Below are 22,130 nucleotides of genomic sequence, written 5' to 3' on the forward strand. Positions count from 1 at the left end.
GACGGCAGACTGGTGCGAGCTGTGCCGGTGGAAGGAGGCGGGTGTGCAGCACGGTCCCGCGGTGCGTCGGCGCAAGCTCGGCGAGGAACTGCGTGCGCTGCGTGACCGGACCGGTCTCACCAGTGGTGAGGCGGCCCGGATCATGGGATGGCACCAGTCGAAGATCAGCCGCATCGAGACGGGGCGCAGCGGGGTCAAGCCGGAGGACATCCTCCGGCTCCTCGACGCCTACGGGGAGGTCGTGAGCCCGGAGCAGCGCGCGCTGCTGGAGGCGCTGTCGGCCTCGGCGGCCGGCCCGGGCCCGGGGGCCGACACCGGTCGGGGCCGCCAGTGGTGGCACGACTACCGGGGGCTGCTGCCGCAGGAGTACCGGGACTTCATCAGCCTGGAGGCGGGCGCCCGGGCGGCGCGCACGGTGGAACTGTCCGTGGTTCCCGGGCTGTTGCAGACACCGGACTACGCCCGGGCGGTGACGCGGGCCGCTCTGGGCGGGCTGCCGGAGCCGAAGGTGGACGCGCTGGTCGACGTACGGCTCGCACGGCAGGCGGTGCTGCGGGCCGATCCGCCGCTGGAACTGAGCGCCGTACTGGACGAGGCGGTGCTGCGTCGGCAGATCGGCGGGCCCGGGGTGATGGCGGAGCAGCTGAGACACCTGGTGCAGGTGGCGCGGCTGCCCCAAGTTCGGTTGCAGGTACTGCCGTTCAGCGTGGGGGGCCATCTCGGCCTCACCGGTCCGTTCGTCATCTTCTCATTTCCGAACATCGCCGATCTGGATGTGGTGGTACTCGACCATTTGACGAGTAGCCTCTATCTGGAGCGGAAGGAAGACCTCGAGGCGTACAGCGCCGCGTTCCGTGTCATTCAGGCGCACGCCCTCCCGCCCCAGGACTCGTCGGATCTCATCAGCTCACTTGCTGACGACGCGTAAGGAGGCACCCCCGTGTCCGCATTCCCCTTATCCACCAGCGGACTTCTGATCAGCGCGCGATGGCGGCGGAGCAGCCGCAGTACCGGAATGAACAACTGCGTGGAAGCGGCCGTCCTCGGCGGCGGCCTGCTGGCCGTCCGCGACTCCAAGCGGACGGACGGCCCGGCCGTGCTCTTCACCGGGCCGGCCTGGGACGGCTTCCTCGCCACCGTCCGGGCGGACCTGCTCCCGTAACTCCGCCTACCGGTCCGTGGCTCCGGCGGGTGCGGTGGCAAGGATCGTCCCGACAGCCCGGTCGATCTCGTCCCCCGTGAGATCGGCCCGTGCGGTCAGCCTCAGCCGGGAAATGCCGTCCGGCACCGACGGCGGCCGGAAGCACCCCACGGACAGACCCCCCTCGCGGCAGTCGGCGGCCCAGCGCAGTGCCGCCGGAGCCGACGGGGCCCGTACCGACACCACGGCCGCGTCCGGCCGGGCCGCGGTCAGGCCGGACGCGGTGAGCCGCTCGTACAGCTGGGCGGCCACCTCGCGGGCGCGGGCGGCGCGTTCCGGTTCCCGCTGGAGCAGGCGCAGGCTCGCCAGCGCCGCGCCCGCGGCGGCCGGGGCCAGCCCGGTGTCGAAGATGAAGGTCCGCGCCGTGTTGATCAGGTGCCGGATCACCTTGGCCGGGCCGAGTACGGCGCCGCCCTGGCTGCCCATCGACTTCGAGAGGGTGAGGGTGGCGACCACGCCGGGCGCGCCCGCGAGTCCCGCGGCGTGCAGCGCGCCGCGGCCGCCCTCCCCCAGCACTCCCAGGCCGTGCGCGTCGTCCACGACCAGGGCCGCGCCCTCGTCCCGGCAGGCGGCGGCGTAGCCGGCCAGCGGTGCGGCGTCCCCGTCCACGGAGAACACCGAGTCGGTGACCAGCAGCGCCCGGCCCTGGTGCGCGGCGAGCGTCTTGCGCGCGGCGTCCGGGTCGGAGTGCGGGATCACCGCGGTCTCGGCGCGCGAGAGGCGGCAGCCGTCGACGATCGAGGCGTGGTTCCCGGCGTCGGAGACGACCAGCGTGCCCCGGTCGCTGAGCGCGGTCACCGCGGCGAGGTTGGCCGCGTACCCGGAGGACAGGACGAGCGCGGCCTCGAATCCGCAGAAGGCGGCGAGTTCCCGCTCGAGCTCCGCGTGGAGCTCGGTCGTGCCCGTCACGAGGCGGGAACCGGTGGCCCCGCCTCCCCACCGCCCGGCCGCGTCCCGTGCGCCCCGGATGGTCTCGGGGTGCCGGGTCAGATCGAGGTAGTCGTTGCTCGCGAGGTCCAGCAGCGGCGACGACTCCGGTCGCGGGCGCAGTGTACGGACCAGTCCGGCCTGTTCACGGGCGCTCTCCGCGGCATCGATCCAGGAGAAGACATCCACGGGATCGGGAGTGTGCTGGGGCATCGGCAGGTCCTCGTGTTTTGTCGGCAGTCCACAGACCTGCCTGACCCTAGCGGCCGTGACTCCTGCGCCAGGTGTGGCGATACACACACACCCATCCGGCCATGTTGTGCGATCTCTCCTTGGCCGGGAGTGGTCGTGTGGGACAGGATCGGATTCATGGACCTGCTGAACACCCTGGTGGACAAGGGGCTGCGGCGCGAGCTGCCGACCCGCGAAGAAGCGCTCGCCGTACTGGCGACTTCCGACGACGAACTGCTCGACGTGGTGGCCGCGGCCGGCAAGGTGCGCCGCCAGTGGTTCGGGCGGCGGGTGAAGCTGAACTACCTGGTCAACCTGAAGTCGGGCCTCTGCCCGGAGGACTGCTCCTACTGTTCCCAGCGACTGGGCTCCAAGGCCGAGATCCTCAAGTACACGTGGCTGAAGCCGGAGGAGGCCTCCCAGGCGGCGGCCGCCGGTGTCGCGGGCGGCGCGAAGCGGGTCTGCCTGGTCGCGAGCGGCCGCGGGCCGACGGACCGGGACGTGGACCGCGTCGGAAAGACGATCGCCGCGATCAAGGAGCAGAACGAGGGCGTCGAGGTCTGCGCCTGCCTGGGTCTGCTCTCCGACGGCCAGGCCGAGCGGCTGCGCGACGCGGGCGCGGACGCGTACAACCACAACCTCAACACCTCCGAGGCCACGTACGGCCAGATCACCAAGACCCACACCTACGCGGACCGGGTCGACACGGTGCAAAAGGCGCACGCCGCCGGCCTGTCGGCCTGCTCCGGTCTGATCGCGGGCATGGGCGAGAGCGACGAGGACCTCGTCGACGTCGTCTACTCGCTGCGCGAGCTGGACTCGGACTCGGTGCCGGTCAACTTCCTGATCCCGTTCGAGGGCACCCCGCTCGCCAAGGAGTGGAACCTCACCCCGCAGCGCGCCCTGCGGATCCTCGCGATGGTGCGCTTCGTCTGCCCCGACGTCGAGGTCCGGCTCGCGGGCGGCCGCGAGGTGCACCTGCGCTCGATGCAGCCGCTGGCCCTGCACATCGTGAACTCGATCTTCCTCGGTGACTACCTCACCAGTGAGGGCCAGGCCGGCCAGGTCGACCTCGACATGATCGCGGACGCCGGTTTCGAGGTGGAGGGCGCCGGTACGTCGACCCTCCCCGCGCACCGCTCCGACGCGGCGGCCGCGGCCACCGGCGGAGGCTGCGGTTCACACGGCGGCGCCGCCTCGGTCTGTGGTTCGGCCGGGTCCGCGGGCTCCGACGGCTCCGCCGGGGAGGCCGGCTGCGGCTCGGCCTGCGGCGGTTGCTCCGGTCACGCGCAGCCGGCGCCCGCAGCGGCGCAGGCGGATGCCGGCGAGGTCCGCTCGGACCTGGTGGCGGTGCGCCGCCGCGGCGCGGGGACGGACATCGCCCCCAATGCCTGATCAGATCCAGCCCCTGCCGTCCGGCGCGGAACTGCTCGCGCTGGACCGGCAGCACGTCTGGCACCCGTACGGCCCGATGCCCGGACGGCAGGAGCCGCTGGTCATCGCCTCCGCCTCGGGGGTACGGCTGCGGCTCGCCGACCCGTCCCAGGGACAGGGCCACGACGAGCTGGTCGACGGCATGTCCTCCTGGTGGTCGGCGATCCACGGCTACAACCACCCGGTACTGAACGAAGCCGCGACCACGCAGCTGGGCCGCATGTCACACGTGATGTTCGGCGGGCTCACCCATGAGCCCGCCGTCCGGCTCGCCGCGAAGCTCGTCGAGATCACCCCGCCGGGACTGGAGCACGTCTTCCTCTCCGACTCGGGCTCGGTGTCCGTCGAGGTCGCGGTCAAGATGTGCCTGCAGTACTGGCGTTCGCTGGGGCGGACGGGCAAGACCCGGCTGCTGACCTGGCGCGGCGGCTACCACGGGGACACCTGGCAGCCCATGGCCGTCTGCGACCCCCAGGGCGGCATGCACGAGCTGTGGCAGGGTCACCTGCCGCGGCAGGTCTTCGCGGACGCGCCGCCCGGCGGCTTCGACGCCCCGGTGGACCCGGAGTACGCCGGCCACCTGCGCTCCCTGATCGCCGCGCACGCCGACGAGCTGGCCGCCGTCATCGTGGAGCCGGTGGTACAGGGTGCGGGCGGCATACGCTTCCACAACCCGGGCTACCTGCGGGTGCTGCGCGAGTTGTGCGACGAGTACGGCGTGCTCCTCATCCTGGACGAGATCGCGACGGGCTTCGGCCGCACCGGAGCGCTCTTCGCCGCGGACCACGTGGGGATCACCCCGGACGTGATGTGCCTGGGCAAGTCGCTGACGGGCGGTTACCTCACGCTGGCGGCGACCCTGTGCACGGCCCGGGTCGCCGACGGCATCTCCCGGGGCGAGGTGCCGGTGCTGGCGCACGGGCCGACCTTCATGGGCAACCCCCTGGCGACGGCGGTGGCGCTGGCCTCGGTCGAGCTGCTGCTCGGCCAGGACTGGGCGACCGAGGTCAAGCGGATCGAGGCGGGCCTGCGTGACGGCCTGGCGGCCGCGGCCGGGCTGCCCGGCGTGCGGGACGTACGGGTCCTCGGCGCGATCGGCGTGGTGCAGCTGGACCACGAGGTCGACGTGGCGGCCGCCACCAGGGCGGCGGTGCGCGAGGGCGTATGGGTGCGGCCCTTCCGGGACCTGATCTACGTGATGCCGCCGTTCGTCACGGGCGACACCGATGTGGCCCGGATCTGCCGCGCGGTGGTCGCGGCGGCACAGGAAGGCTGAGAAGACCGACATGTCCGTAGTGATCGTGTCCGGCACGGGCACGGAGATCGGCAAGACCGTCGTCACGGCGGCGATCGCGGCCGCCGCGGTGGCGGCCGGCCGCTCGGTGGCGGTGCTCAAACCCGCCCAGACGGGCGTGGGCCCGGCCGAACCGGGGGACGCGGCGGAGGTGGTCCGGCTGGCCGGTCCCTCCGTCACGGCCGTGGAACTGGCCCGCTATCCGGAGCCGTTGGCCCCGGACACGGCCGCGCGCCGCGCGGGCCTGCCCACGGTCTCCCCGGCCGCGGTCGCGGAGGCGGCGAACCGGCTCGCCCTCTCCCACGACCTGGTCCTGGTGGAGGGCGCGGGCGGGCTGCTCGTCCGCTTCGACGAGGAGGGCCACACCCTGGCCGACGCGGCCCGCCTGCTCGGCGCTCCGACCCTGCTCGTCGCCCCGGCCGGGCTGGGCACCCTCAACTCCACCGTCCTGTCGGCGGAAGCCCTGCGGGCTCGGGACCTGACCGCGCTGGGCGTGGTGATCGGCAGCTGGCCGAAGGTCCCGGACCTGGCCGCCCGCTGCAACCTGGCGGACCTCCCGAAGTCCTCGGGCCTCCCCCTGCTGGGCGCGGTCCCGGCAGGCTCGGGCACCCTCCCGCCGTCCGACTTCCGCACCGCGGCCCCGACCTGGCTCTCCCCCGGCCTCGCGGGCACCTGGTCCCCCGCCCCCTTCCTGTCCACCTGGTCCCCGCCCCCCTTCACCCCGGCGGCGCCACCCATCCCTTCCGAAGCCTGACGCACGGGACCCGGGGCGGAACCCAGCAACGGCGCCGCACCCGGCACCCCGATCACCACCGGCACCCGGCACCCGGCACCCGGCACCCGGCCACATCACCCCGGCCCCGCCGACGCCCGAGGCACGGAACCCGGGACGGAGTCCAGGCAACGGACGGCACACCCGGCACGCCGGCCACACCACCCGGCCCCGCCGACGCCCGAGGCACGGGGCCGGGGGCGGAGCCCCGGCAACGGCGCCGCACCCGCGCCGGACGGGTGAGCGCGAGCGGACAGGGCACGCTGGAGGTACGGCTACGTACGCCACCCCCTGTCCCGGAGGTCCGCCATGCTGCCGCGCCGCCGCACCGCTCCGCCCCGCGACCCCGTCCACCACCCCCTCTTCGCCCGCGTCTACGCCCGCGCCAGCGCGACCGCCGAAACCCACGGCATCGCCGCCCTCCGCACCGAGCTCCTCCACGGAGTGACCGGCCGCGTCATCGAGATCGGCGCGGGGAACGGCCTGAACTTCGCGCACTACCCCCGCGCGGTCTCCGAGGTCGTCGCCGTCGAGCCGGAGCGCACCCTCCGCCGCCGCGCGGCCCTGGCCGCCCTGCGCGCCGAAGTTCCCGTGGACATCGTGCCCGGCGCGGCCGAGGCCCTCCCGGTCAAGAGCGAGGCCTTCGACGCCGCCGTCGCCTCACTGGTGCTGTGCACCGTGCGGGACCTGCCCCGTTCCCTCGCCGAGCTGCACCGAGTGCTCCGTCCCGACGCGGAGCTGCGCTTCTTCGAGCACGGCCTGGCCCCCGGCCCCGGCATGGCCGCCGTCCAGCGCGCGTTGGACCGTACCGTCTGGCCCTTCCTGTTCGGCGGCTGCCACACCGCCCGCGATCCGCTCGCCGCGGTCGAGGCGGCCGGTTTCCGGATCGTCTCGCAGCGCAGTTTCCGGCTGCCCGTGCGCGGCCCGGCCTTCCCCACCTCCTACTGCGTCATCGGGTCGGCCCGCCGAGTGGCCTGACCCCACGCGCGCATCCGCTGCGCCTCCGAGCCGTACCCGGCCTCACCCCCCATCAGATGGGCCCGCTCGCCCGCTCCGGCCGAGCGCTCGCGCCTCCCCGCACCGCCCTCACCTCCCCGTGCCCCCGCGCCGTCCGCGAGCAGCAGTGCCTGCGGTCGCGCGCGTGGAGGCGCTCGACCCCCGCGGGATCGTCGCCGATACTCGTTGCCTCGCGGCGTTCACGGCCGGCTCCCGTCATGTCCGGCCACGCTCCGCCAAAAGAATGATCCGTTCTCTTTGCCCGTCCTTTACCATGTGAGGAAAGAGTCCTCCTGATTGAAAGGTGTGAGCGTCCGCCCATGGGCGAGCCTCCCGGTCCACGACGATCCCCCTCCTCCCGCTCGCGACACCGCGCGATGCCCCGCGTCCTGGCCGATCATGGGACGGAGGTGATCGACCGATGACCGAGGTGCTCCTGCTCGTCGTGGCGCTGCTGCTCTGCCTTGCCTGCGGGGTCTTCGTCGCGGCCGAGTTCTCGTTGACCACCGTCGAGCGGAGCGAGCTCGAACGGGCCGTCGCCCGGGGCGAACCGGGGGCCGAGAGTGCCCTGGCGGCCGTCCGGACCCTCACGTTCCAGCTTTCCGGCGCCCAGCTCGGCATCACCGTGACCGGCCTGGTCATCGGCATGATCAGCAAGCCGTCGATCGCCGCCCTCCTCCAGGGCCCGTTCGAATCCATGGGAATGTCGGCCGCCGCGGCCTCCTCCACCGCGCTGGTCCTCGGCACCGTCGTGTCGACCGTCGTCCTGATGGTCATCGGCGAGCTGGTGCCCAAGAACTGGGCGATCTCCTCCCCGCTGGCCATTGCCAAACGCGTGGCGACGATGCAGCGGCTCTTCAGCCGGGCCTTCCGGCCCCTGATCAGCCATCTCAACACCACCGCGAACCACACGGTCCGCCGCTTCGGCATGGAGCCGGCCGAGGAGCTGGCCTCCGCGCGCACCCCGCAGGAGCTGGTCGCCCTCGCACGGCACTCGGCGAAGGCGGGCGCGCTGGAGAAGGACACCGCCGAACTGTTCGTGCGGACCCTGAACCTCGCCGACCTGACCGCGGAGAACGTCATGACCCCGCGCGTCCAGGTCACCGCCCTCGACGTGCAGACGACCGCGGAGGACGTGGCGAACGCGACGCTGGCCACCGGCCTGTCCCGCTTCCCGGTCTACCGGGGCAGTCTCGACTCCGTGGTCGGCACCGTCCACATCAAGGACGTGCTGGCCCTGTCCGCCGAGGCCCGGCGGCATACCCCGGTGTCGCAGCTGCTGCGCGACCCCCTCCTAGTACCGGAGTCCCTGACCGTGGACCGGCTGCTGGACCGGCTGTCCGGGAAGCAGACCATGGCCGTGGTCATCGACGAGTACGGCGGCACGGCCGGTGTGGCCACCTTGGAGGACATCGTCGAGGAGGTCGTCGGCGAGGTCCGTGACGAGCACGACCCGCACGAGACCCCGGACCTGGCCCCGGCCGGTACGGACGACTCCGGACGCCGCCTGTACGCGGCCGACGGCGCCGCGCGCACCGACCAGCTCCAGCGGATCGGACTGCGCGTGCCGGACGGCCCGTACGAGACCCTGGCCGGCCTGATAGCGACCGAACTGGGCCGCATCCCGGCCGTCGGCGACAGCCTGGAGCTGGACGGCTGGCAGCTGGAGGTGGTGGACGCCGGCGGGCGGCGGGCCGCGCGCGTGCTGCTGCACATGCCCGCCGAGACCGGCGACGACGGCGGGGACACCCGCGGGTACGAGCCCGGGGGCAGGGAGAAGCACAAGGACAGGCACGGCGACAAGCAGGGCGACAAGCACGGCGACAAACGCAGGGACAAGCGCAAGCGCAAGGACGGGGAGGGGGACCGATGACCGCCGTCCAGTTGCTGATCGGCCTGGCGACCCTGCTCGTCAACGCCTTCTTCGTCGGCGCGGAGTTCGCGCTGATCTCCGTCCGGCGCAGTCAGATCGAGCCGTACGCCGAACAGGGCGACCGGCGGGCCCGCGCGGTCCTGTGGGGGCTGGAGCACGTATCGGCCATGATGGCGGCGGCCCAGCTCGGCATCACGTTGTGCACCCTGGTGCTGGGCGTGGTTGCCGAACCGGCGATCGCGCACCTGCTGACCCCTCTGTTCGACCTCTTGGGGGTGCCGGCCGCCCTGACACACGTGATCTCCTTCGTCGTGGCCCTGGCCCTGGCGACGTACCTGCACATGCTCTTCGGCGAGATGGTGCCGAAGAACGTGGCCCTGTCCGAGCCGGTGCGCACCGCGCTGACGCTGGGGCCTCCGCTGGTGACCGTGACGCGCGCGCTGCGTCCGGTGATCTTCGCGATCAACGCCTTCGCCAACGCCCTGCTGCGCCTGCTGCGGGTGGAAGTGAAGGACGAGGTGGCGGCGACCTTCTCGGACGACGAGCTGGCGCGCATGGTCAAGGACTCCAGTAAGGCGGGGCTCCTCGACGACCGGGCGAGCGAGCGGCTGCACGACGCCCTGGAGCTGGGCCGCCGACCGGTCACCGATGTGGTGCTGCCGGCGGAGCGGGTGGTCTCCGCCCAGGAGGGCATCACTCCGGCCGGACTGGAGCGGCTCTCGGCCGAGACCGGGTACTCGCGGTTCCCGGTGGTCGACGGCCAGCACCGGATCCTGGGCTACCTGCACGTCAAGGACGCCCTCGACGCAGAGGCGCGGAACGAGCCGTTCCCGGTGTCGGCACTGCGGCTGATCGCCCAGGTACGGGCCGAGACCCCGCTGGACGACGTACTGACCGCCATGCGGCGCAGCCGTACGCACCTGGCCGCGGTGCTGGGGCCGGACGGCGCCATGACGGGCCTGGTGACGATGGAGGACGTACTGCGCGAGCTGTTCGGGCGGCCGGCCTCCCCGTAGTGCGCCGGAACCGCCTCGGTCCCCGGCCCTGCGGGGCCGGGGTACCACGCGGTAACATCGCTCCCGCCATGGACATGAATGCGTCTTACACCAGCTTTGTCGCGGTCGGCGACTCCTTCACCGAGGGCATGTCCGACCTGCTCCCGAACGGCTCCTACCGGGGCTGGGCCGACCTGCTGGCCGCCCGCCTCGCGGCGCGCGAGCCGGGTTTCCGCTACGCGAACCTCGCGGTCCGCGGGAAGCTCATCGGGCAGATCGCCGAGGAGCAGGCTCCGGCGGCCGCGGCGATGGGCGCCGACGTGGTGACCCTGGTCGGGGGCCTGAACGACGCACTGCGCCCCAAGGTGGACATGGGCCGGGTCCGGGGCCACCTGGAGACGGCCGTGGAACTGCTCGCCCCCTCGTGCAAGCACCTCGTCCTGATGCGCTCCCCGGGACGCAACGGGCCGGTGATGGACCGTTTCCGGCCCCGGATGGAAGAGCTCTTCGGCATCCTCGAGGAACTCGCCGCACGGCACGGAGCCCTGGTGGTGGACCTGTACGGGGCCCCGGCGCTCGCCGACCCCCGGATGTGGGACGTGGACCGGCTGCACCTCACTGCCGAAGGCCACCGCCGGGTGGCGGAGGCCGTCTGGCAGACCCTGGGCCTGCCCGCGGAGCAGGACTGGCGCACCGAACTGCCCGCCACGGTCCCCCCTGGCTGGGCGGTACGCCGGTCCCAGGACCTGAGCTTCGCCCGCCGGCACCTGCTCCCCTGGGTCGGCCGCCGGCTGACGGGCCGCTCCTCCGGCGACGGCCGCCCGGCCAAGCGTCCGGAGCTGCTCCCGTACGCGCCGGTCGCGGGCGATCGGCTCTCGTAGCAAGACACAATCGGGGCGGGGGTCCCTACCTGCGTAAACGCACAGCGTCCGCCCAAGTAGAATCCCTCCACGTGACTGCCAAGCCCCGCATCCCCAATGTCCTGGCCGGCCGCTACGCCTCCGCGGAGCTCGCCGTCCTGTGGTCCCCCGAGTACAAGGTGACGCTGGAGCGGCGGCTGTGGCTCGCCGTGCTCCGCGCCCAGAAGGACCTCGGCATCGAGGTCCCCGACGCTGCCCTCGCCGACTACGAGCGTGTCCTCGAGACGGTCGACCTGGCCTCCATCGCCGAGCGCGAGAAGGTCACCCGGCACGACGTGAAGGCCCGTATCGAGGAGTTCAACGCCCTCGCCGGTCACGAGCACGTCCACAAGGGCATGACCTCCCGCGACCTCACCGAGAACGTCGAGCAGCTGCAGATCCGGCTCTCTCTGGAGCTGGCCCGGGACCGCACGGTCGCCGTCCTGGCCCGCCTCGGCAAGCTGGCGGGTGAGCACGCCGAGCTGGTGATGGCCGGCCGCTCCCACAACGTCGCCGCGCAGGCGACCACGCTGGGCAAGCGCTTCGCGACCGCGGCCGACGAGCTGCTCGTCGCCTACGACCGCCTCGAGGACCTGCTGGGCCGCTACCCGCTGCGCGGCATCAAGGGCCCGGTCGGCACCGCCCAGGACATGCTCGACCTGCTCGGCGGCGATGCGGCCAAGCTCGCCGACCTGGAGCAGCGCATCGCCGCCCACCTCGGCTTCGCCCAGGCCTTCACCTCGGTCGGCCAGGTCTACCCGCGCTCGCTCGACTACGACGTGGTCACCGCCCTGGTGCAGCTGGCCGCCGCCCCGTCGTCGATCGCGAAGACCATCCGCCTGATGGCCGGCCACGAGCTGGTCACCGAGGGCTTCAAGCCCGGCCAGGTCGGCTCCTCCGCGATGCCGCACAAGATGAACACCCGCTCCTGCGAGCGCGTGAACGGCCTGATGGTCATCCTGCGCGGCTACGCCTCGATGACCGGCGAGCTGGCCGGCGACCAGTGGAACGAGGGCGACGTCTCCTGCTCCGTGGTCCGCCGCGTGGCCCTGCCGGACGCCTTCTTCGCCTTCGACGGCCTGCTGGAGACCTTCCTGACGGTCCTGGACGAATTCGGCGCCTTCCCGGCGGTCGTCGCCCGCGAGCTGGACCGCTACCTGCCGTTCCTCGCGACCACCAAGGTCCTGATGGGCGCGGTGCGGGCCGGAGTGGGCCGCGAGGCCGCCCACGAGGTCATCAAGGAGCACGCGGTGGCCTCCGCCCTCGCGATGCGCGAGCAGGGCGCCGAGCGCAACGAGCTGCTGGACAAGCTGGCCGCCGACGAGCGGATGCCGCTGGACCGGGCCCAGCTCGACGCCCTCATGGCCGACAAGCTGTCCTTCACCGGCGCCGCGGGGGACCAGGTCGCGGCGGTGGTCTCGCGGATCGAGGCGATCGCCAAGCAGCACCCGGAGGCCGCCGGGTACACGCCGGGGTCGATCCTCTGACCCCCGACGAGCTGAACGCCGCCCGCGACCGCGTCCTCCCGGACGTGGTCGCGGGCGGTCTGCGTGTGCTCTTCTGCGGCATCAACCCAGGTCTCCTCTCCGCCGCCACGGGCCACCACTTCGCCCGCCCCGGCAACCGTTTCTGGCCCGTCCTGCACTTGTCGGGCTTCACCCCGCGGCGCCTGGCCCCGGCGGAGCAGGACGAGCTGCTGACCTATCGTCTCGGCATCACCAACGTCGTGGCCCGCGCCACGGCACGCGCCGACGAGCTCAGCGCCGAGGAGTTCCGCGAGGGCGGCCGCATCCTGACCGCCAAGGTGGAACTGCTGCGCCCCCAGTGGCTGGCGGTCGTCGGCGTCACTGCTTACCGCACCGCCTTCGGCGAACCCAAGGCCCGGATCGGACCCCAGGCCCGGACCATCGGCTCGACCCGCGTCTGGGCCCTCCCCAACCCCAGCGGACTCAACGCCCACTGGACCGCCGAGTCCATGGCTCAGGAGTACGCCCGCCTCCGCGCGGCCGCAGAGCCTCCCGACGGCCCCTAATGCTGTGACCGGACACGCCTCACGGCGGGTCTATCACCGTGACCCCTGCCATCAGCAGGTAGGGGTCCTCGCTGCCCCACTGCGCCACATAGGCCACCAGCCACTGCTCCTCGGCCCGCCACAGGTGCACGTGGTCGGAGGTGTTGCTCACCTCGTCCCACGGCTTCGGTATCTCCTCCCCGTCAAACCCCCGGTCCAGCAGCGATCCGACGCTGAAGACCTGCTGTTCCCCCCACCGGCCGGCCAGAGCCTGGGTGAGCGCTCCGTACTCGGCCGCGATCTGGTCGGCCGCCTCGGCCCGACCTGATCCGTCGTCGTCCCAGAAGTCCCGCGTCCGGCTCAGCCGGACGAGGTGGTAACCCGGGCCGCTGCTCTGCCCGCTGGACCGGTCCGGCTCGGGCGGGAACTCCTTCGCCCTGAGCCGGTCGATCGTGTCGAGGTGCTCTGCCGTGGTCATACCGTCAGTATCCCGACCCCCACTGACAACTGGCCCGGCGTCACGCGTCCCGTCGCCGTATCGCGATCCACCCGAGGACCAGGGTGACGAGCGTCCAGAGCGCCATCACGCCCAGCCCGGTCCACGGTCCGAGGTCGCCGTGCGGCTCGAGCCGCAGCGCCATCTGTCCGGCGCGGTCCGGCATGTACTGACCGATGCCGCTCGCCGCACCGTCGACCACGAAGGAGACCAGCAGGACGAACGGTATGAGGATGCTCAGCACAGCCGTTCCGCTGCGCAGCACAGCCGTCAGACCGGCTGCGAACAGCGTCATCAGGGTCAGGTAGAGGCCGCACCCGACAACCGCCCGTACGGTGCCCGTGGCGCCCAGTTCGAGGGCGTACGAGCCCATGAACACCTGGCCTCCCAGGAAGGTCAGGAGACCGGTGATCTGGCCGATGAGGAGGGCGAGTCCGCCGACCATCGAGATCTTCGACAGATAGAACCGAGTGCGGTCGGGAACGGCTGCGAGGCTCGTGCGCAGGCCTCCGTTGTGGAACTCGGCGGAGAAGGCGCTCGCGCCGAAGGCGATGGCGGCTATCTGCCCGAAGTTGAGTCCGTAGAAGGCGGCGAGCAGCGGGTCGTCTCCCATGCTGCCCTCCTCGGCCGTTCCTATCAGTGCGGCCGTGAGCGTCTGGATCCCCGCGGTGGCGACCAGGACGGATATGAACGCCCCGAGGGTGCCCCGGAGAGACCGGATCTTGATCCATTCCGAGTGCAGGACGGGGATGGTGGGCAGAACGGCGCTCATGGCGCGGCCTCCTGGAAAGTGGGGTCGGTCAGTGGGTCGCGGCGAACTGGGCGTGGTCGGAGGTGAGATCGAGGTACGCCTGCTCCAGCGAGGCGCGCTCGTCCGAGAGCTCCAGCACGGGGATGCCTTCCCGGGCGGCCATGGCACCGAGCTGCTCCGCCTGTATGCCCTCGACGGTCCAGCGCCCGCCGTCGGCGCTCAGCAGCTCGAAGCCCTCCCTGGCGAGGGCGGTCCGCAGCCGTGCCGGGTCCGAGGTGCGGACCCGTACCCGGGGGGTGCTCCGGGCGTCGATGAACTCCTCCATCGAGGTGTCGGCCAGCAGCCTGCCCCGGCCCAGCACGACGAGGTGGTCGGCCAGAGCGGCGGTCTCGGACATGAGGTGGCTGGAGACCAGCACGGTCCGTCCTTCGGCGGCGAGTGAGCGCATCAGCTCGCGGATCCAGATGATGCCTTCGGGGTCGAGACCGTTGGTCGGCTCGTCCAGCAGCAGGACGCCGGGATCTCCCAGCAGCGCTGCGGCGATGCCGAGCCGCTGGCGCATGCCCAGCGAGAACTTCTTGACCCGGCGCTTGGCAGCCGAGGCCATCCCGGTTTGTTCCAGCACCTCTTCCACCCGGCGCATCCGGATCCGGTTGGTGGCCGCCAGGAAGCGCAAGTGGTCCCGGGCGGTGCGACCGCCGTGGATCGACTGCGGGTCCAGGAGCGCGCCCACCCGGTGCAACGGGTCGGTGAAGCCGGTGTAGCGCCGCCCGCCGATGGTGGCAGTCCCGGACGTCGGCCGGTCCAGGCCCAGCAGCAGGCGCATCGTCGTGGACTTGCCGGCGCCGTTGGGGCCCAGGAAGCCGGTGACCCGCCCGGGCAGAACGTCGAAGGTGAGGTGGTCCACGGCACGGGTGGAGCCGTATTCCCTGGTCAGTTCTCGGATCTCGATGCTGTTCATGCCTCAAGACTCGCCGCCGGACCCACCCCGTTCCCTCCCCCACGTGGGGGGTTCGTCTCCCTCGCGTGGGGGAGACGGCGGCAGGGCTCCGACTGCCAGGATGAAGACATGTACCGACTGCTCCGTGCGCCCCTCCGCGGGGTCACGTACACCCGCTGGCTGCATCTGCTGGTCCCGATCCTGATCGTGTCCATCTGGCTCTTCATAGAGCCGGCCTGGCCTTGGATGCCCGCTCTGATCGTCGCCCCGTTCGGGCTCGTCCCCTGGGTGCGGCTGGCCGAGGGGCTGCAGGCCCAGTTCCTGCTGACCCCGCACGAGCGCGGCGAGCACGACGGGTCCATCAGCACCGCGCCGTCGGCTCGTTGGGGGGACCGCTGGCGAACGGTCGCCTGGCTGGAGATACGCCTCCTGCTCGCGGGGGTGGCGCTGATGGCCACCGTGTGGCTCCCGGTCATCACGCTTGAGCTCGTCCTCGTCGGGGCCGGGAAATCCCTGGGCGGGGACGATGTGATCCTGCCCTTCATCCCACCCCGCTGGGCCGCCCTCCTGCTCGTGCCCGTACCACTGCTCCTGCTGCTGGCCGTGGTGGTCCTGCTCGGCGAAGCCGTCACGGCGGTCGCCGCCAAACTGCTGGGCCCCTCGGCTGCGGAGCGGCTCACCGCGCTGGAGGCACGTACTCAACAGCTGCTGGAAAGGACGCGGATCGCGAGGGAGTTGCACGACTCCATCGGTCACGCGCTCACCGTCGCGGTGATCCAGGCGGGGGCGGCCAGGGCGGCGGGGAACCCGGAGTTCACCGACCGTGCCCTGTCCGCGATCGAAGAGACCGGACGGGCCGCGCTGGAGGATCTGGAACGGGTGCTGCTGGTGCTCCGGGAGTCCGCCCAGCCGCCGTCTCAGCGGCCCACCCTGGCTGACGCGGACCGGCTGCTGAACTCGGCACGGGCCTCCGGATCCGCGGTCGACGCCGAACTTTCCGGTCCGCTGGAACAGTTGCCCGGCCCGGTCACGCGCGAGGGGTACCGGATTCTGCAGGAGGCGCTGACCAATGTGTTGCGGCACTGCGGCCCGGTTCCGGTCCGGGTGCGGATCGAGGCGGCGGTGGGGCGGCTGGATCTGGAGGTCGTCAATCCGCTGCCTGACGGTCCCGCGCTGATGGCGGGCACGGGCAACGGCCTGCGCGGTATGCGGGAGCGTGCCGCGCTACTGGGAGGCGAGGCCGAGACCGGTCCGCACGAGGGCAGTTGGAGGGTGCGCGCGCGGCTTCCGCTGGAGCGAATACGCTGACCGGATGCCGGTTACCGTACTGCTCGTCGATGACGAACCCCTGGTGCGCGCGGGTCTGCGCGCCGTCCTGGATGCCCAGCCCGACATCGAAGTGGTGGGTGAGGCGGCCGACGGGGCCTCGGTCGTCCCTCTCGTGCGGCAACTGCGGCCCGACGTGGTGGCGATGGACGTGCGGATGCCGCTGCTCGACGGGATCGAGGCGACCCGGGCGGTCCTGCGGACGGTGGACTCCCCGCCGAAGATCCTCGTGGTGACCACGTTCGAGAACGACGAGTACGTCTACGAGGCGCTGCGCGCCGGTGCGGACGGGTTCCTGCTCAAGCGGGCGCGGCCCTCGGAGATCGTGCACGCGGTGCGGCTGGTGGCGGAGGGCGAGACGCTGCTCTTCCCGGCGGCGGTGCGGGCCCTGGCCGCGCAGTACGGCAACCGGCAGGCCAGGGCGGCCCTGGAGCAGGCGGCCCTGACCGAGCGGGAGGAATCGGTGCTGCGGCTCATGGCTCGGGGTCTGACCAACGTGGAGATCGCGCGCGAGTTGATCATCGGTGTCGAGACGGTGAAGTCTCATGTCAGCGCGGTCCTGACGAAGCTGGGGGCACGGGACCGGACCCAGGCGGTGATCACGGCGTACGAGTCGGGGTTCGTCGCCCCGGCCTGAGGGAGGGCTGATTCCGGCCGATGGGGGGCTGCTTCTCGCCGGCCCGGCGGGTGGGCAGTACGATCCGGCTGACAGGCTCGCCAGCTGGGAGGACACACGTTGGGGCAGCTGACCGGCGGGGACCCTTCTCTGCTCCGGCGGATCAATTCAGCCGTGGTGCTCCGCGCACTGCGCGCTGCCCAATCGCCGACCCTCACCGACCTCACACGGGTGACCGGGCTCTCCCGGCCGACCGTCGAGGGTGTCGTCGAGGGGCTCATGGGAACCGGACTCGTCGTCGAGGCCGATGCCGAAGAGGGCGCGCGACGACAGGGGCGCCCCGCGCGCAGGTTCAGGTTCCGGGCCGAAGCGGGACACCTGCTGGGCATCGAGATCGGCTCGCACCGGATCGCCGTACTGCTGTCCGGGCTGGACGGCCGGATCATCGGCGCCGGTACCAAGGACGTCGCCGAGACGGCCTCGGCCGACGAACGACTGGAGCGGGTACGGGCGGCGGTAGCGGACCTGCTGCGCCGGGCCGGCGTGCCACGGGACTCCCTGCGGGCGGTCGGGGTCGGCAGCCCCGGCATCGTGGAGGCGGACGGGACGGTCCGCCTCGGCACGGCGCTGCCCGGCTGGACCGGGCTGCCGCTCGGGGAGCGGCTGCGGCGCTCGTTCCGCTGCCCGGTGCAGGTGGAGAACGACGCCAACGCGGCGGCGGTCGCCGAGCACTGGAAGGGCGCCGCGCGGGACACCGACGACATGGTGTTCGTGATGGCGGGGCTCAGCCCGGGCGCGGGCTCGCTGATCGGCGGCCGACTGCACCGGGGCTTCGGAGGGGCGGCCGGCGAGATCGGCGCACTGCATCTGCTGGGCCGGGAGGCCACCCCCGAGAAACTGCTCTCCACCACCGGTGAACCGCTGCATCCGCTGGACGAGCCGGCCGTGGCCGAGGTGTTCGCGATGGCCCGGCGGGGCGACGAGCAGGCGGTGGCCGCCGTGGAGCGGTTCATCCAGCGGCTGGTGCACGACGTGGCGGCGCTGGTCCTGGCGATGGATCCGGAGCTGGTCGTCGTCGGCGGCTGGGCCGCCGGCCTGGACGGGGTCCTGGACCCCCTGCGCCAGGAGCTGGAGCGCTACTGCTTGCGCCCGCCGAGGGTCGCCCTGTCCCTGCTCGGTGAGGCCGCGGTGGCCACCGGCGCGCTGCGGCTCGCGCTGGACCAGGTGGAGGAAGAGCTCTTCGCGGTGGAGAAGACGGTCACGGCCCGCCGCCGCTGACGCCCTGTCATGACATGCCACGCATGACATGACTGTGCGGCGCCTCGGAAGGCGCCGCACAGGACGTTCGGAACGGCGGGAGTGGTCGCCGGACGGGCCGAGCAGCGGCGCCGCCGCCGCCGATCCGGCCGGACAGTCCCCGAACCCAGCGCTGCCGGTCGGGAACCAGTCCGTGCGGATCGGGTCGGAGACCCGGTCGTGCAGGTCAGACCAGCGACCCGGCCGTGCGGGTCGGGTCGGAGACCTGACCGTGCTGGTCAGGGACCGGACGGGGGCCGAGTCAGGAGGCGACGCGCGGCTCGTGGGTGATCTCGACGTCGCCGGAGTCGCCGAAGGTCAGGCGGCACGTGTCGGCGCGGTACGTGGCCACCGAGACCGCGGCGGTGCCCGCGGCGGTGAAGTAGCGGGTGGTGACCAGCAGGACCGGGGCGCCGGGGAGGCGGTCCAGCTCCTTCGCGTCGTCGGCGCGGGCGGATCCGAGCTCGACGGAGCGGTCCTGGCCGTCCAGGACCAGCCGCTGCAGCTCTCGCAGGACGGCGCGGGCGCGCGCCGGTCCGGCCGGGGCCTCGATGGCGGGAAGCCCGGGCACGGAGCCGACCGGGACGTAGAGCATTTCGGCGGCGACGACCTGGCCCTGGGCGACCCGGGTCCGGCGCACCGTGTGGACGGGCTGGTCGGCGGCGAAGGCCCCGCCCGTGGCCAGGATCCCCCGGACCGCGGCCGGCGGCAGTCCCTCGACCGCGTCCACCGGCTCCCAGCCGTCGACGCTCTCGCCGGGCCAGCTGTGCCGCGCGCTGCCGACGGCGACTCCGACGCGCGGCGGGGCGACGGTCGTACCGACACCGCGACGCCGCTGGAGCCGGCCCTCGAGCTCCAGCTGCTCCAGCGCCTGGCGCAGGGTCGCGCGGGCGACTCCGAAACGGGCGGCGAGTTCACGCTCGTTCGGAAGGACCTCGCCGACGGCGAAGTCCTGGTCGAGCGCCTCGCTGAGGACGGTCTTGAGGTGCCAGTACTTCGGCTCCGGCACCGTTTCGAGCTGCGTGGTCCCCACCCTGACTCCTCCTGCCATCGCCGCACTCGCCGTGTGTTCCGGCGGCAGTTCCGTGCCTTTGTTTATTAAAGGTTCCTGCACTATCCCTGCGACGATAGGACGGTGCACCCCCTTGGTCAAGACCAATGCTCGCCTCCGGGCCGGGCAGACCGGGCATATGTATCAAGCCGTTCATGGGATGTTCTCGTGCGCCCCAAAGGCTTGTAGTCAAGGGCTACCAGGCGGTAATCATGACCGCGGGAACTACTGACAGCCTGTCTCGCACGCGTCCACCCGACGAGGAGCAGCATGACCGCCACGGTCTCCTTCACGATCGATTCGCCGCTGGGCCCGCGCACGGCCACCGTCTCCTACGAGCGCAAGGGCGCGGGTGAACCGCTTCTCCTGCTGCACGGCATCGGCCACCACCTCCAGGCCTGGCACCCGGTGACCGACATCCTGGCCGCCGAGCACGATGTGATCGCCGTCGACCTGCCCGGTTTCGGTTCCTCGGACCCGCTGCCGGCGGGGGTCCCGTACGACCTGGCCACCGTCACCCCGGCGCTGGGGGCGCTGTGCGCCGCACTCGGCGTCGAGCGCCCGCACGTGGCGGGCAATTCGCTCGGCGGGCTGCTCGCGCTCGAAATGGGCCGCAGCGGCCTGGCCCGGTCGGTCACCGCACTGTCCCCCGCCGGGTTCTGGACCGAGGGCGAACGCCGCTACGCCTTCGCCACCCTCCTCGCGATGCGCGCCGGCTCCCGGGCGCTGCCCCGCCCCGCGCTGGAGCGGCTCTCGCGCAGCGCCGCCGGCCGGGCCGCGCTCACCGGTACCATCTACGCCCGCCCGGCCCGCCGTTCGCCCGCCGCCGTGGTCGCCGAGACGCTCGCCCTGCGCGATGCCACCGGCTTCGAGGAGACGCTGGCCGCGGGCGGCTCCGTACGGTTCACCGACGACGTGCCGGGCCTGCCGGTCACGATCGCCTGGGGCACGCGGGACCGGCTGCTCCTGCGCCGCCAGGGCGTCCGTGCCAAGCACACCGTCCCCGGTGCCCGGCTGGTCCGTCTGCCGGGCTGCGGTCACGTCCCGATGAGCGACGATCCGGCGCTCGTCTCCCGGGTGATCCTGGACACGGCACGGAGCGCGGCGACCCGACGACTGGCCGCCTGACGGGAGAGCGGCGACCCCGCGGTCCGGCCGACCTGCTGACGGCTGTTCATCCGCGGTTCGCGTGGCCGACGCGGCCGGGCCGGTGTGCGACGGCACTCTGGTACGGCCCGTCCCCGCCGGCCCCTGGAGAAGCACCGATGGCATCGACACCGCACACCCGACGGACCCTCATCGGCGGTTCGCTCGCCCTGTCCTCCGCGCTGCTCGCCGCTCCGGTGCTCGCCGCTCCGGCGCTGGCGGCTCCCGCCTTCGCCCGCTCCGGTCGGCCGAAGGCGCTCTGGGGCGTGCAGTCCGGCGAGATCACCGCCCACTCGGCCACCGTGTGGACCCGCGCCGACCGCCCCGCGCGGATGTACGTCGAGACCTCCCCGAGCGAGGCGTTCCGCTACGCCGTACGCCGCCACCGCGGCCCGCTGCTCGGCCCGTCCGGCGACTACACGGGCACCACCGTCCTGCGCGACCTCCCGCCCGGGCAGCAGATCCACTACCGGGTCGTCCTGGCCGACCCCGAAGACCCGCGCCGCACCGGCGAGCCGGTCCACGGCACCTTCCGCACCACGCCCGCCTCCCGCCGCCACGACGTGCGCTTCCTGTGGTCGGGCGACCTGGCGGGCCAGGGCTGGGGCATCAACCCGGACCTCGGCGGCTACCGCGTGTTCGATGAAATGCGGCTGCGCGACCCCGACTTCTTCCTCTTCAGCGGGGACACGATCTACGCAGACGGGCCCATCCAGCCCTCCGTCACCCTGCGCGACGGCACCGTCTGGCGCAACGTCACCACCGAGGAGAAGTCGAAGGTCGCCGAGACCCTCGCCGAATTCCGCGGGAACTTCCGTTACAACCTGCTCGATCGCAACCTGCGCGACTTCAACGCCCAGGTCCCGGTCCTCGCCCAGTGGGACGACCACGAGGTGCGCAACAACTGGTACCCGGGCCAGCTGATCGAGGACCCCCGCTACACCGTCAGGGAAGCCGACACGCTCGCCGCCCGCGCCCGCCAGGCCTTCGGCGAGTACTTCCCCGTGACCGACCTGCGCGGCGGCCGCGCCGAGGGCCGGATGTACCGCGCGATGCGCTACGGCCCGCTGCTCGACGTCTTCGTCCTCGACATGCGCACCTACCGCAACGCCAACTCCCCCGGCACCGGGACCGAGGACCCCATCGGCATCCTCGGCCCGGAGCAGCTGGCCTGGGTCAAGCGTGAGCTCTCACGCTCGCGCGCCACATGGAAGGTCATCGCGGCCGACATGCCGCTGGGCATCGTCGTTCCCGACGGGGCCGCGAACTTCGAGGCCGTGGCCCAGGGTGACCCCGGGGCCCCGCTGGGCCGCGAACTCCAGATCGCCGAACTCCTGCGTCACATCAAGCACCAGCGCATCACCGGCACCCTCTGGCTCACCGCCGACGTCCACTACACCGCCGCCAACCACTACGCGCCCGAGCGGGCGGCCTTCACCGACTTCGCACCCTTCTGGGAGTTCGTCTCCGGTCCGGTCGGCGCGGGCGGCTTCCCGTCCGGGCGGCTCGACGCCACCTTCGGTCCGCAGACCGCGTACGTCCAGTCGGCGCCGCTCGCGAACATGTCGCCCTCCGAGAACCCTCCGTACTACGGCGAGGTCGACATCGACGGCGACAGCGGGGAACTCACGGTCCGGCTGCGGCGCCAGGGAGGCGGCGTCCTCTTCACCCGGACGCTCCAGCCCGGACGCGTCGGCCAGTAAACACAGCAGGCGGCAGGCGGCAGGCGGCAGGCAGCAGGCAGCAGGCAGCAGGCAGCAGGCAGCAGGCAGCAGGCAGCGCACCCGACCTCCCGATCTCCCGGCGCCCGCCCCCGGGACGGGAAATAGCCAGGAAAACTGGGTGAAATCGTCCAGATGGATACTTAACCAGTCG

21 protein-coding genes are annotated in these 22,130 nt (G+C 72.4%); 16 read left to right on the forward strand and 5 right to left on the reverse strand.

Annotation, left to right across the window (positions count from 1 at the left end; all coding sequences use genetic code 11):
- The first annotated feature begins 43 nt into the window (after nt 1-43).
- Together ACFCZ1_RS24845 and ACFCZ1_RS24850 are read left to right on the forward strand one after the other, a co-directional pair.
- Nucleotides 44-928, forward strand: coding sequence for a helix-turn-helix domain-containing protein (locus ACFCZ1_RS24845; RefSeq protein WP_376680459.1), 885 nt, complete (start codon nt 44-46; stop codon nt 926-928).
- Nucleotides 929-940: 12 nt separating this feature from the next.
- On the forward strand, nt 941-1,162 hold the full coding sequence (locus tag ACFCZ1_RS24850) for a DUF397 domain-containing protein (protein WP_376680460.1): 222 nt from the start codon (nt 941-943) through the stop codon (nt 1,160-1,162).
- Nucleotides 1,163-1,168: 6 nt separating this feature from the next.
- On the opposite strand, the gene ACFCZ1_RS24855 is transcribed toward ACFCZ1_RS24850, so the two are convergent.
- The gene (locus ACFCZ1_RS24855) at nt 1,169-2,341 is read right to left on the reverse strand and encodes an 8-amino-7-oxononanoate synthase (protein ID WP_376680461.1); all 1,173 of its coding nucleotides are present in this window, start codon (nt 2,339-2,341) and stop codon (nt 1,169-1,171) included.
- 156 nt (nt 2,342-2,497) lie between these two features.
- Between ACFCZ1_RS24855 and bioB the strand changes: the two genes are divergently transcribed.
- From bioB to mug, 9 genes are all read left to right on the forward strand, one after another.
- The gene (bioB, locus tag ACFCZ1_RS24860) at nt 2,498-3,754 is read left to right on the forward strand and encodes a biotin synthase BioB (RefSeq protein WP_376680462.1); all 1,257 of its coding nucleotides are present in this window, start codon (nt 2,498-2,500) and stop codon (nt 3,752-3,754) included.
- On the forward strand, nt 3,747-5,069 hold the full coding sequence (locus ACFCZ1_RS24865) for an adenosylmethionine--8-amino-7-oxononanoate transaminase (RefSeq protein ID WP_376680463.1): 1,323 nt from the start codon (nt 3,747-3,749) through the stop codon (nt 5,067-5,069). Before bioB ends, ACFCZ1_RS24865 begins: the two co-directional genes overlap by 8 nt.
- Before the next feature lie 10 nt (nt 5,070-5,079).
- The gene (gene bioD, locus ACFCZ1_RS24870) at nt 5,080-5,841 is read left to right on the forward strand and encodes a dethiobiotin synthase (protein WP_376680464.1); all 762 of its coding nucleotides are present in this window, start codon (nt 5,080-5,082) and stop codon (nt 5,839-5,841) included.
- A gap of 327 nt (nt 5,842-6,168) precedes the next feature.
- Nucleotides 6,169-6,837, forward strand: coding sequence for a class I SAM-dependent methyltransferase (locus ACFCZ1_RS24875; RefSeq protein ID WP_376680465.1), 669 nt, complete (start codon nt 6,169-6,171; stop codon nt 6,835-6,837).
- A 439-nt stretch (nt 6,838-7,276) separates the two neighbouring features.
- Nucleotides 7,277-8,728 (forward strand): hemolysin family protein, encoded by a 1,452-nt coding sequence (locus ACFCZ1_RS24880; RefSeq protein WP_376680466.1) that lies wholly within the window; start codon nt 7,277-7,279, stop codon nt 8,726-8,728.
- Complete coding sequence (locus ACFCZ1_RS24885; RefSeq protein WP_376680467.1) at nt 8,725-9,744, forward strand: hemolysin family protein; 1,020 nt, start codon at nt 8,725-8,727, stop codon at nt 9,742-9,744. The genes ACFCZ1_RS24880 and ACFCZ1_RS24885 overlap by 4 nt, the downstream gene beginning before the upstream one ends.
- A 68-nt stretch (nt 9,745-9,812) precedes the next feature.
- Nucleotides 9,813-10,604, forward strand: coding sequence for an SGNH/GDSL hydrolase family protein (locus tag ACFCZ1_RS24890; protein ID WP_376680468.1), 792 nt, complete (start codon nt 9,813-9,815; stop codon nt 10,602-10,604).
- A gap of 71 nt (nt 10,605-10,675) precedes the next feature.
- Nucleotides 10,676-12,109 (forward strand): adenylosuccinate lyase, encoded by a 1,434-nt coding sequence (purB, locus tag ACFCZ1_RS24895; protein WP_030860702.1) that lies wholly within the window; start codon nt 10,676-10,678, stop codon nt 12,107-12,109.
- A complete protein-coding gene (gene mug, locus ACFCZ1_RS24900) occupies nt 12,106-12,654 on the forward strand; it encodes a G/U mismatch-specific DNA glycosylase (RefSeq protein ID WP_376680533.1) in 549 nt (182 codons plus the stop codon). The genes purB and mug overlap by 4 nt, the downstream gene beginning before the upstream one ends.
- A 19-nt stretch (nt 12,655-12,673) precedes the next feature.
- Here the strand turns inward: mug and ACFCZ1_RS24905 are convergent, their stop codons facing one another.
- Genes ACFCZ1_RS24905 through ACFCZ1_RS24915 form a run of 3 tightly spaced genes read right to left on the reverse strand, consistent with a single transcriptional unit; the run spans nt 12,674 to nt 14,841 of the window.
- The gene (locus tag ACFCZ1_RS24905; protein WP_376680469.1) at nt 12,674-13,111 is read right to left on the reverse strand and encodes a hypothetical protein; all 438 of its coding nucleotides are present in this window, start codon (nt 13,109-13,111) and stop codon (nt 12,674-12,676) included.
- 40 nt (nt 13,112-13,151) lie between these two features.
- Nucleotides 13,152-13,901 carry an ABC transporter permease gene (locus tag ACFCZ1_RS24910; RefSeq protein WP_376680470.1) on the reverse strand — a complete coding sequence of 250 codons (750 nt, stop codon included), beginning with the start codon at nt 13,899-13,901 and terminating at the stop codon, nt 13,152-13,154.
- A 28-nt stretch (nt 13,902-13,929) separates the two neighbouring features.
- Nucleotides 13,930-14,841, reverse strand: a complete 912-nt coding sequence (locus ACFCZ1_RS24915) for an ABC transporter ATP-binding protein (RefSeq protein ID WP_376680471.1) — start codon at nt 14,839-14,841, stop codon at nt 13,930-13,932.
- 108 nt (nt 14,842-14,949) lie between these two features.
- On the opposite strand from ACFCZ1_RS24915, the gene ACFCZ1_RS24920 reads away from it, so the two are divergent.
- The 3 genes from ACFCZ1_RS24920 (at nt 14,950) to ACFCZ1_RS24930 (ending at nt 18,040) form a co-directional block, all read left to right on the forward strand.
- Nucleotides 14,950-16,128 carry a sensor histidine kinase gene (locus ACFCZ1_RS24920; protein WP_376680472.1) on the forward strand — a complete coding sequence of 393 codons (1,179 nt, stop codon included), beginning with the start codon at nt 14,950-14,952 and terminating at the stop codon, nt 16,126-16,128.
- A gap of 4 nt (nt 16,129-16,132) precedes the next feature.
- Nucleotides 16,133-16,783 (forward strand): response regulator, encoded by a 651-nt coding sequence (locus tag ACFCZ1_RS24925; protein ID WP_376680473.1) that lies wholly within the window; start codon nt 16,133-16,135, stop codon nt 16,781-16,783.
- A 99-nt stretch (nt 16,784-16,882) separates the two neighbouring features.
- The gene (locus tag ACFCZ1_RS24930; RefSeq protein ID WP_376680474.1) at nt 16,883-18,040 is read left to right on the forward strand and encodes an ROK family transcriptional regulator; all 1,158 of its coding nucleotides are present in this window, start codon (nt 16,883-16,885) and stop codon (nt 18,038-18,040) included.
- Nucleotides 18,041-18,320: 280 nt separating this feature from the next.
- Here ACFCZ1_RS24930 and ACFCZ1_RS24935 read toward each other — a convergent pair whose 3' ends face one another.
- Nucleotides 18,321-19,091: a GntR family transcriptional regulator gene (locus ACFCZ1_RS24935; protein ID WP_376680475.1), complete on the reverse strand. Its 771-nt coding sequence runs from the start codon at nt 19,089-19,091 to the stop codon at nt 18,321-18,323.
- A 288-nt stretch (nt 19,092-19,379) separates the two neighbouring features.
- Between ACFCZ1_RS24935 and ACFCZ1_RS24940 the strand changes: the two genes are divergently transcribed.
- Together ACFCZ1_RS24940 and ACFCZ1_RS24945 are read left to right on the forward strand one after the other, a co-directional pair.
- Nucleotides 19,380-20,237: an alpha/beta fold hydrolase gene (locus ACFCZ1_RS24940; RefSeq protein WP_376680476.1), complete on the forward strand. Its 858-nt coding sequence runs from the start codon at nt 19,380-19,382 to the stop codon at nt 20,235-20,237.
- A gap of 137 nt (nt 20,238-20,374) precedes the next feature.
- A complete protein-coding gene (locus ACFCZ1_RS24945) occupies nt 20,375-21,958 on the forward strand; it encodes an alkaline phosphatase D family protein (protein ID WP_376680477.1) in 1,584 nt (527 codons plus the stop codon).
- The last annotated feature ends 172 nt before the right edge of the window (nt 21,959-22,130 follow it).

Source organism: Streptomyces sp. NPDC056224, from assembly GCF_042267665.1.
GTDB lineage: Bacteria > Actinomycetota > Actinomycetes > Streptomycetales > Streptomycetaceae > Streptomyces.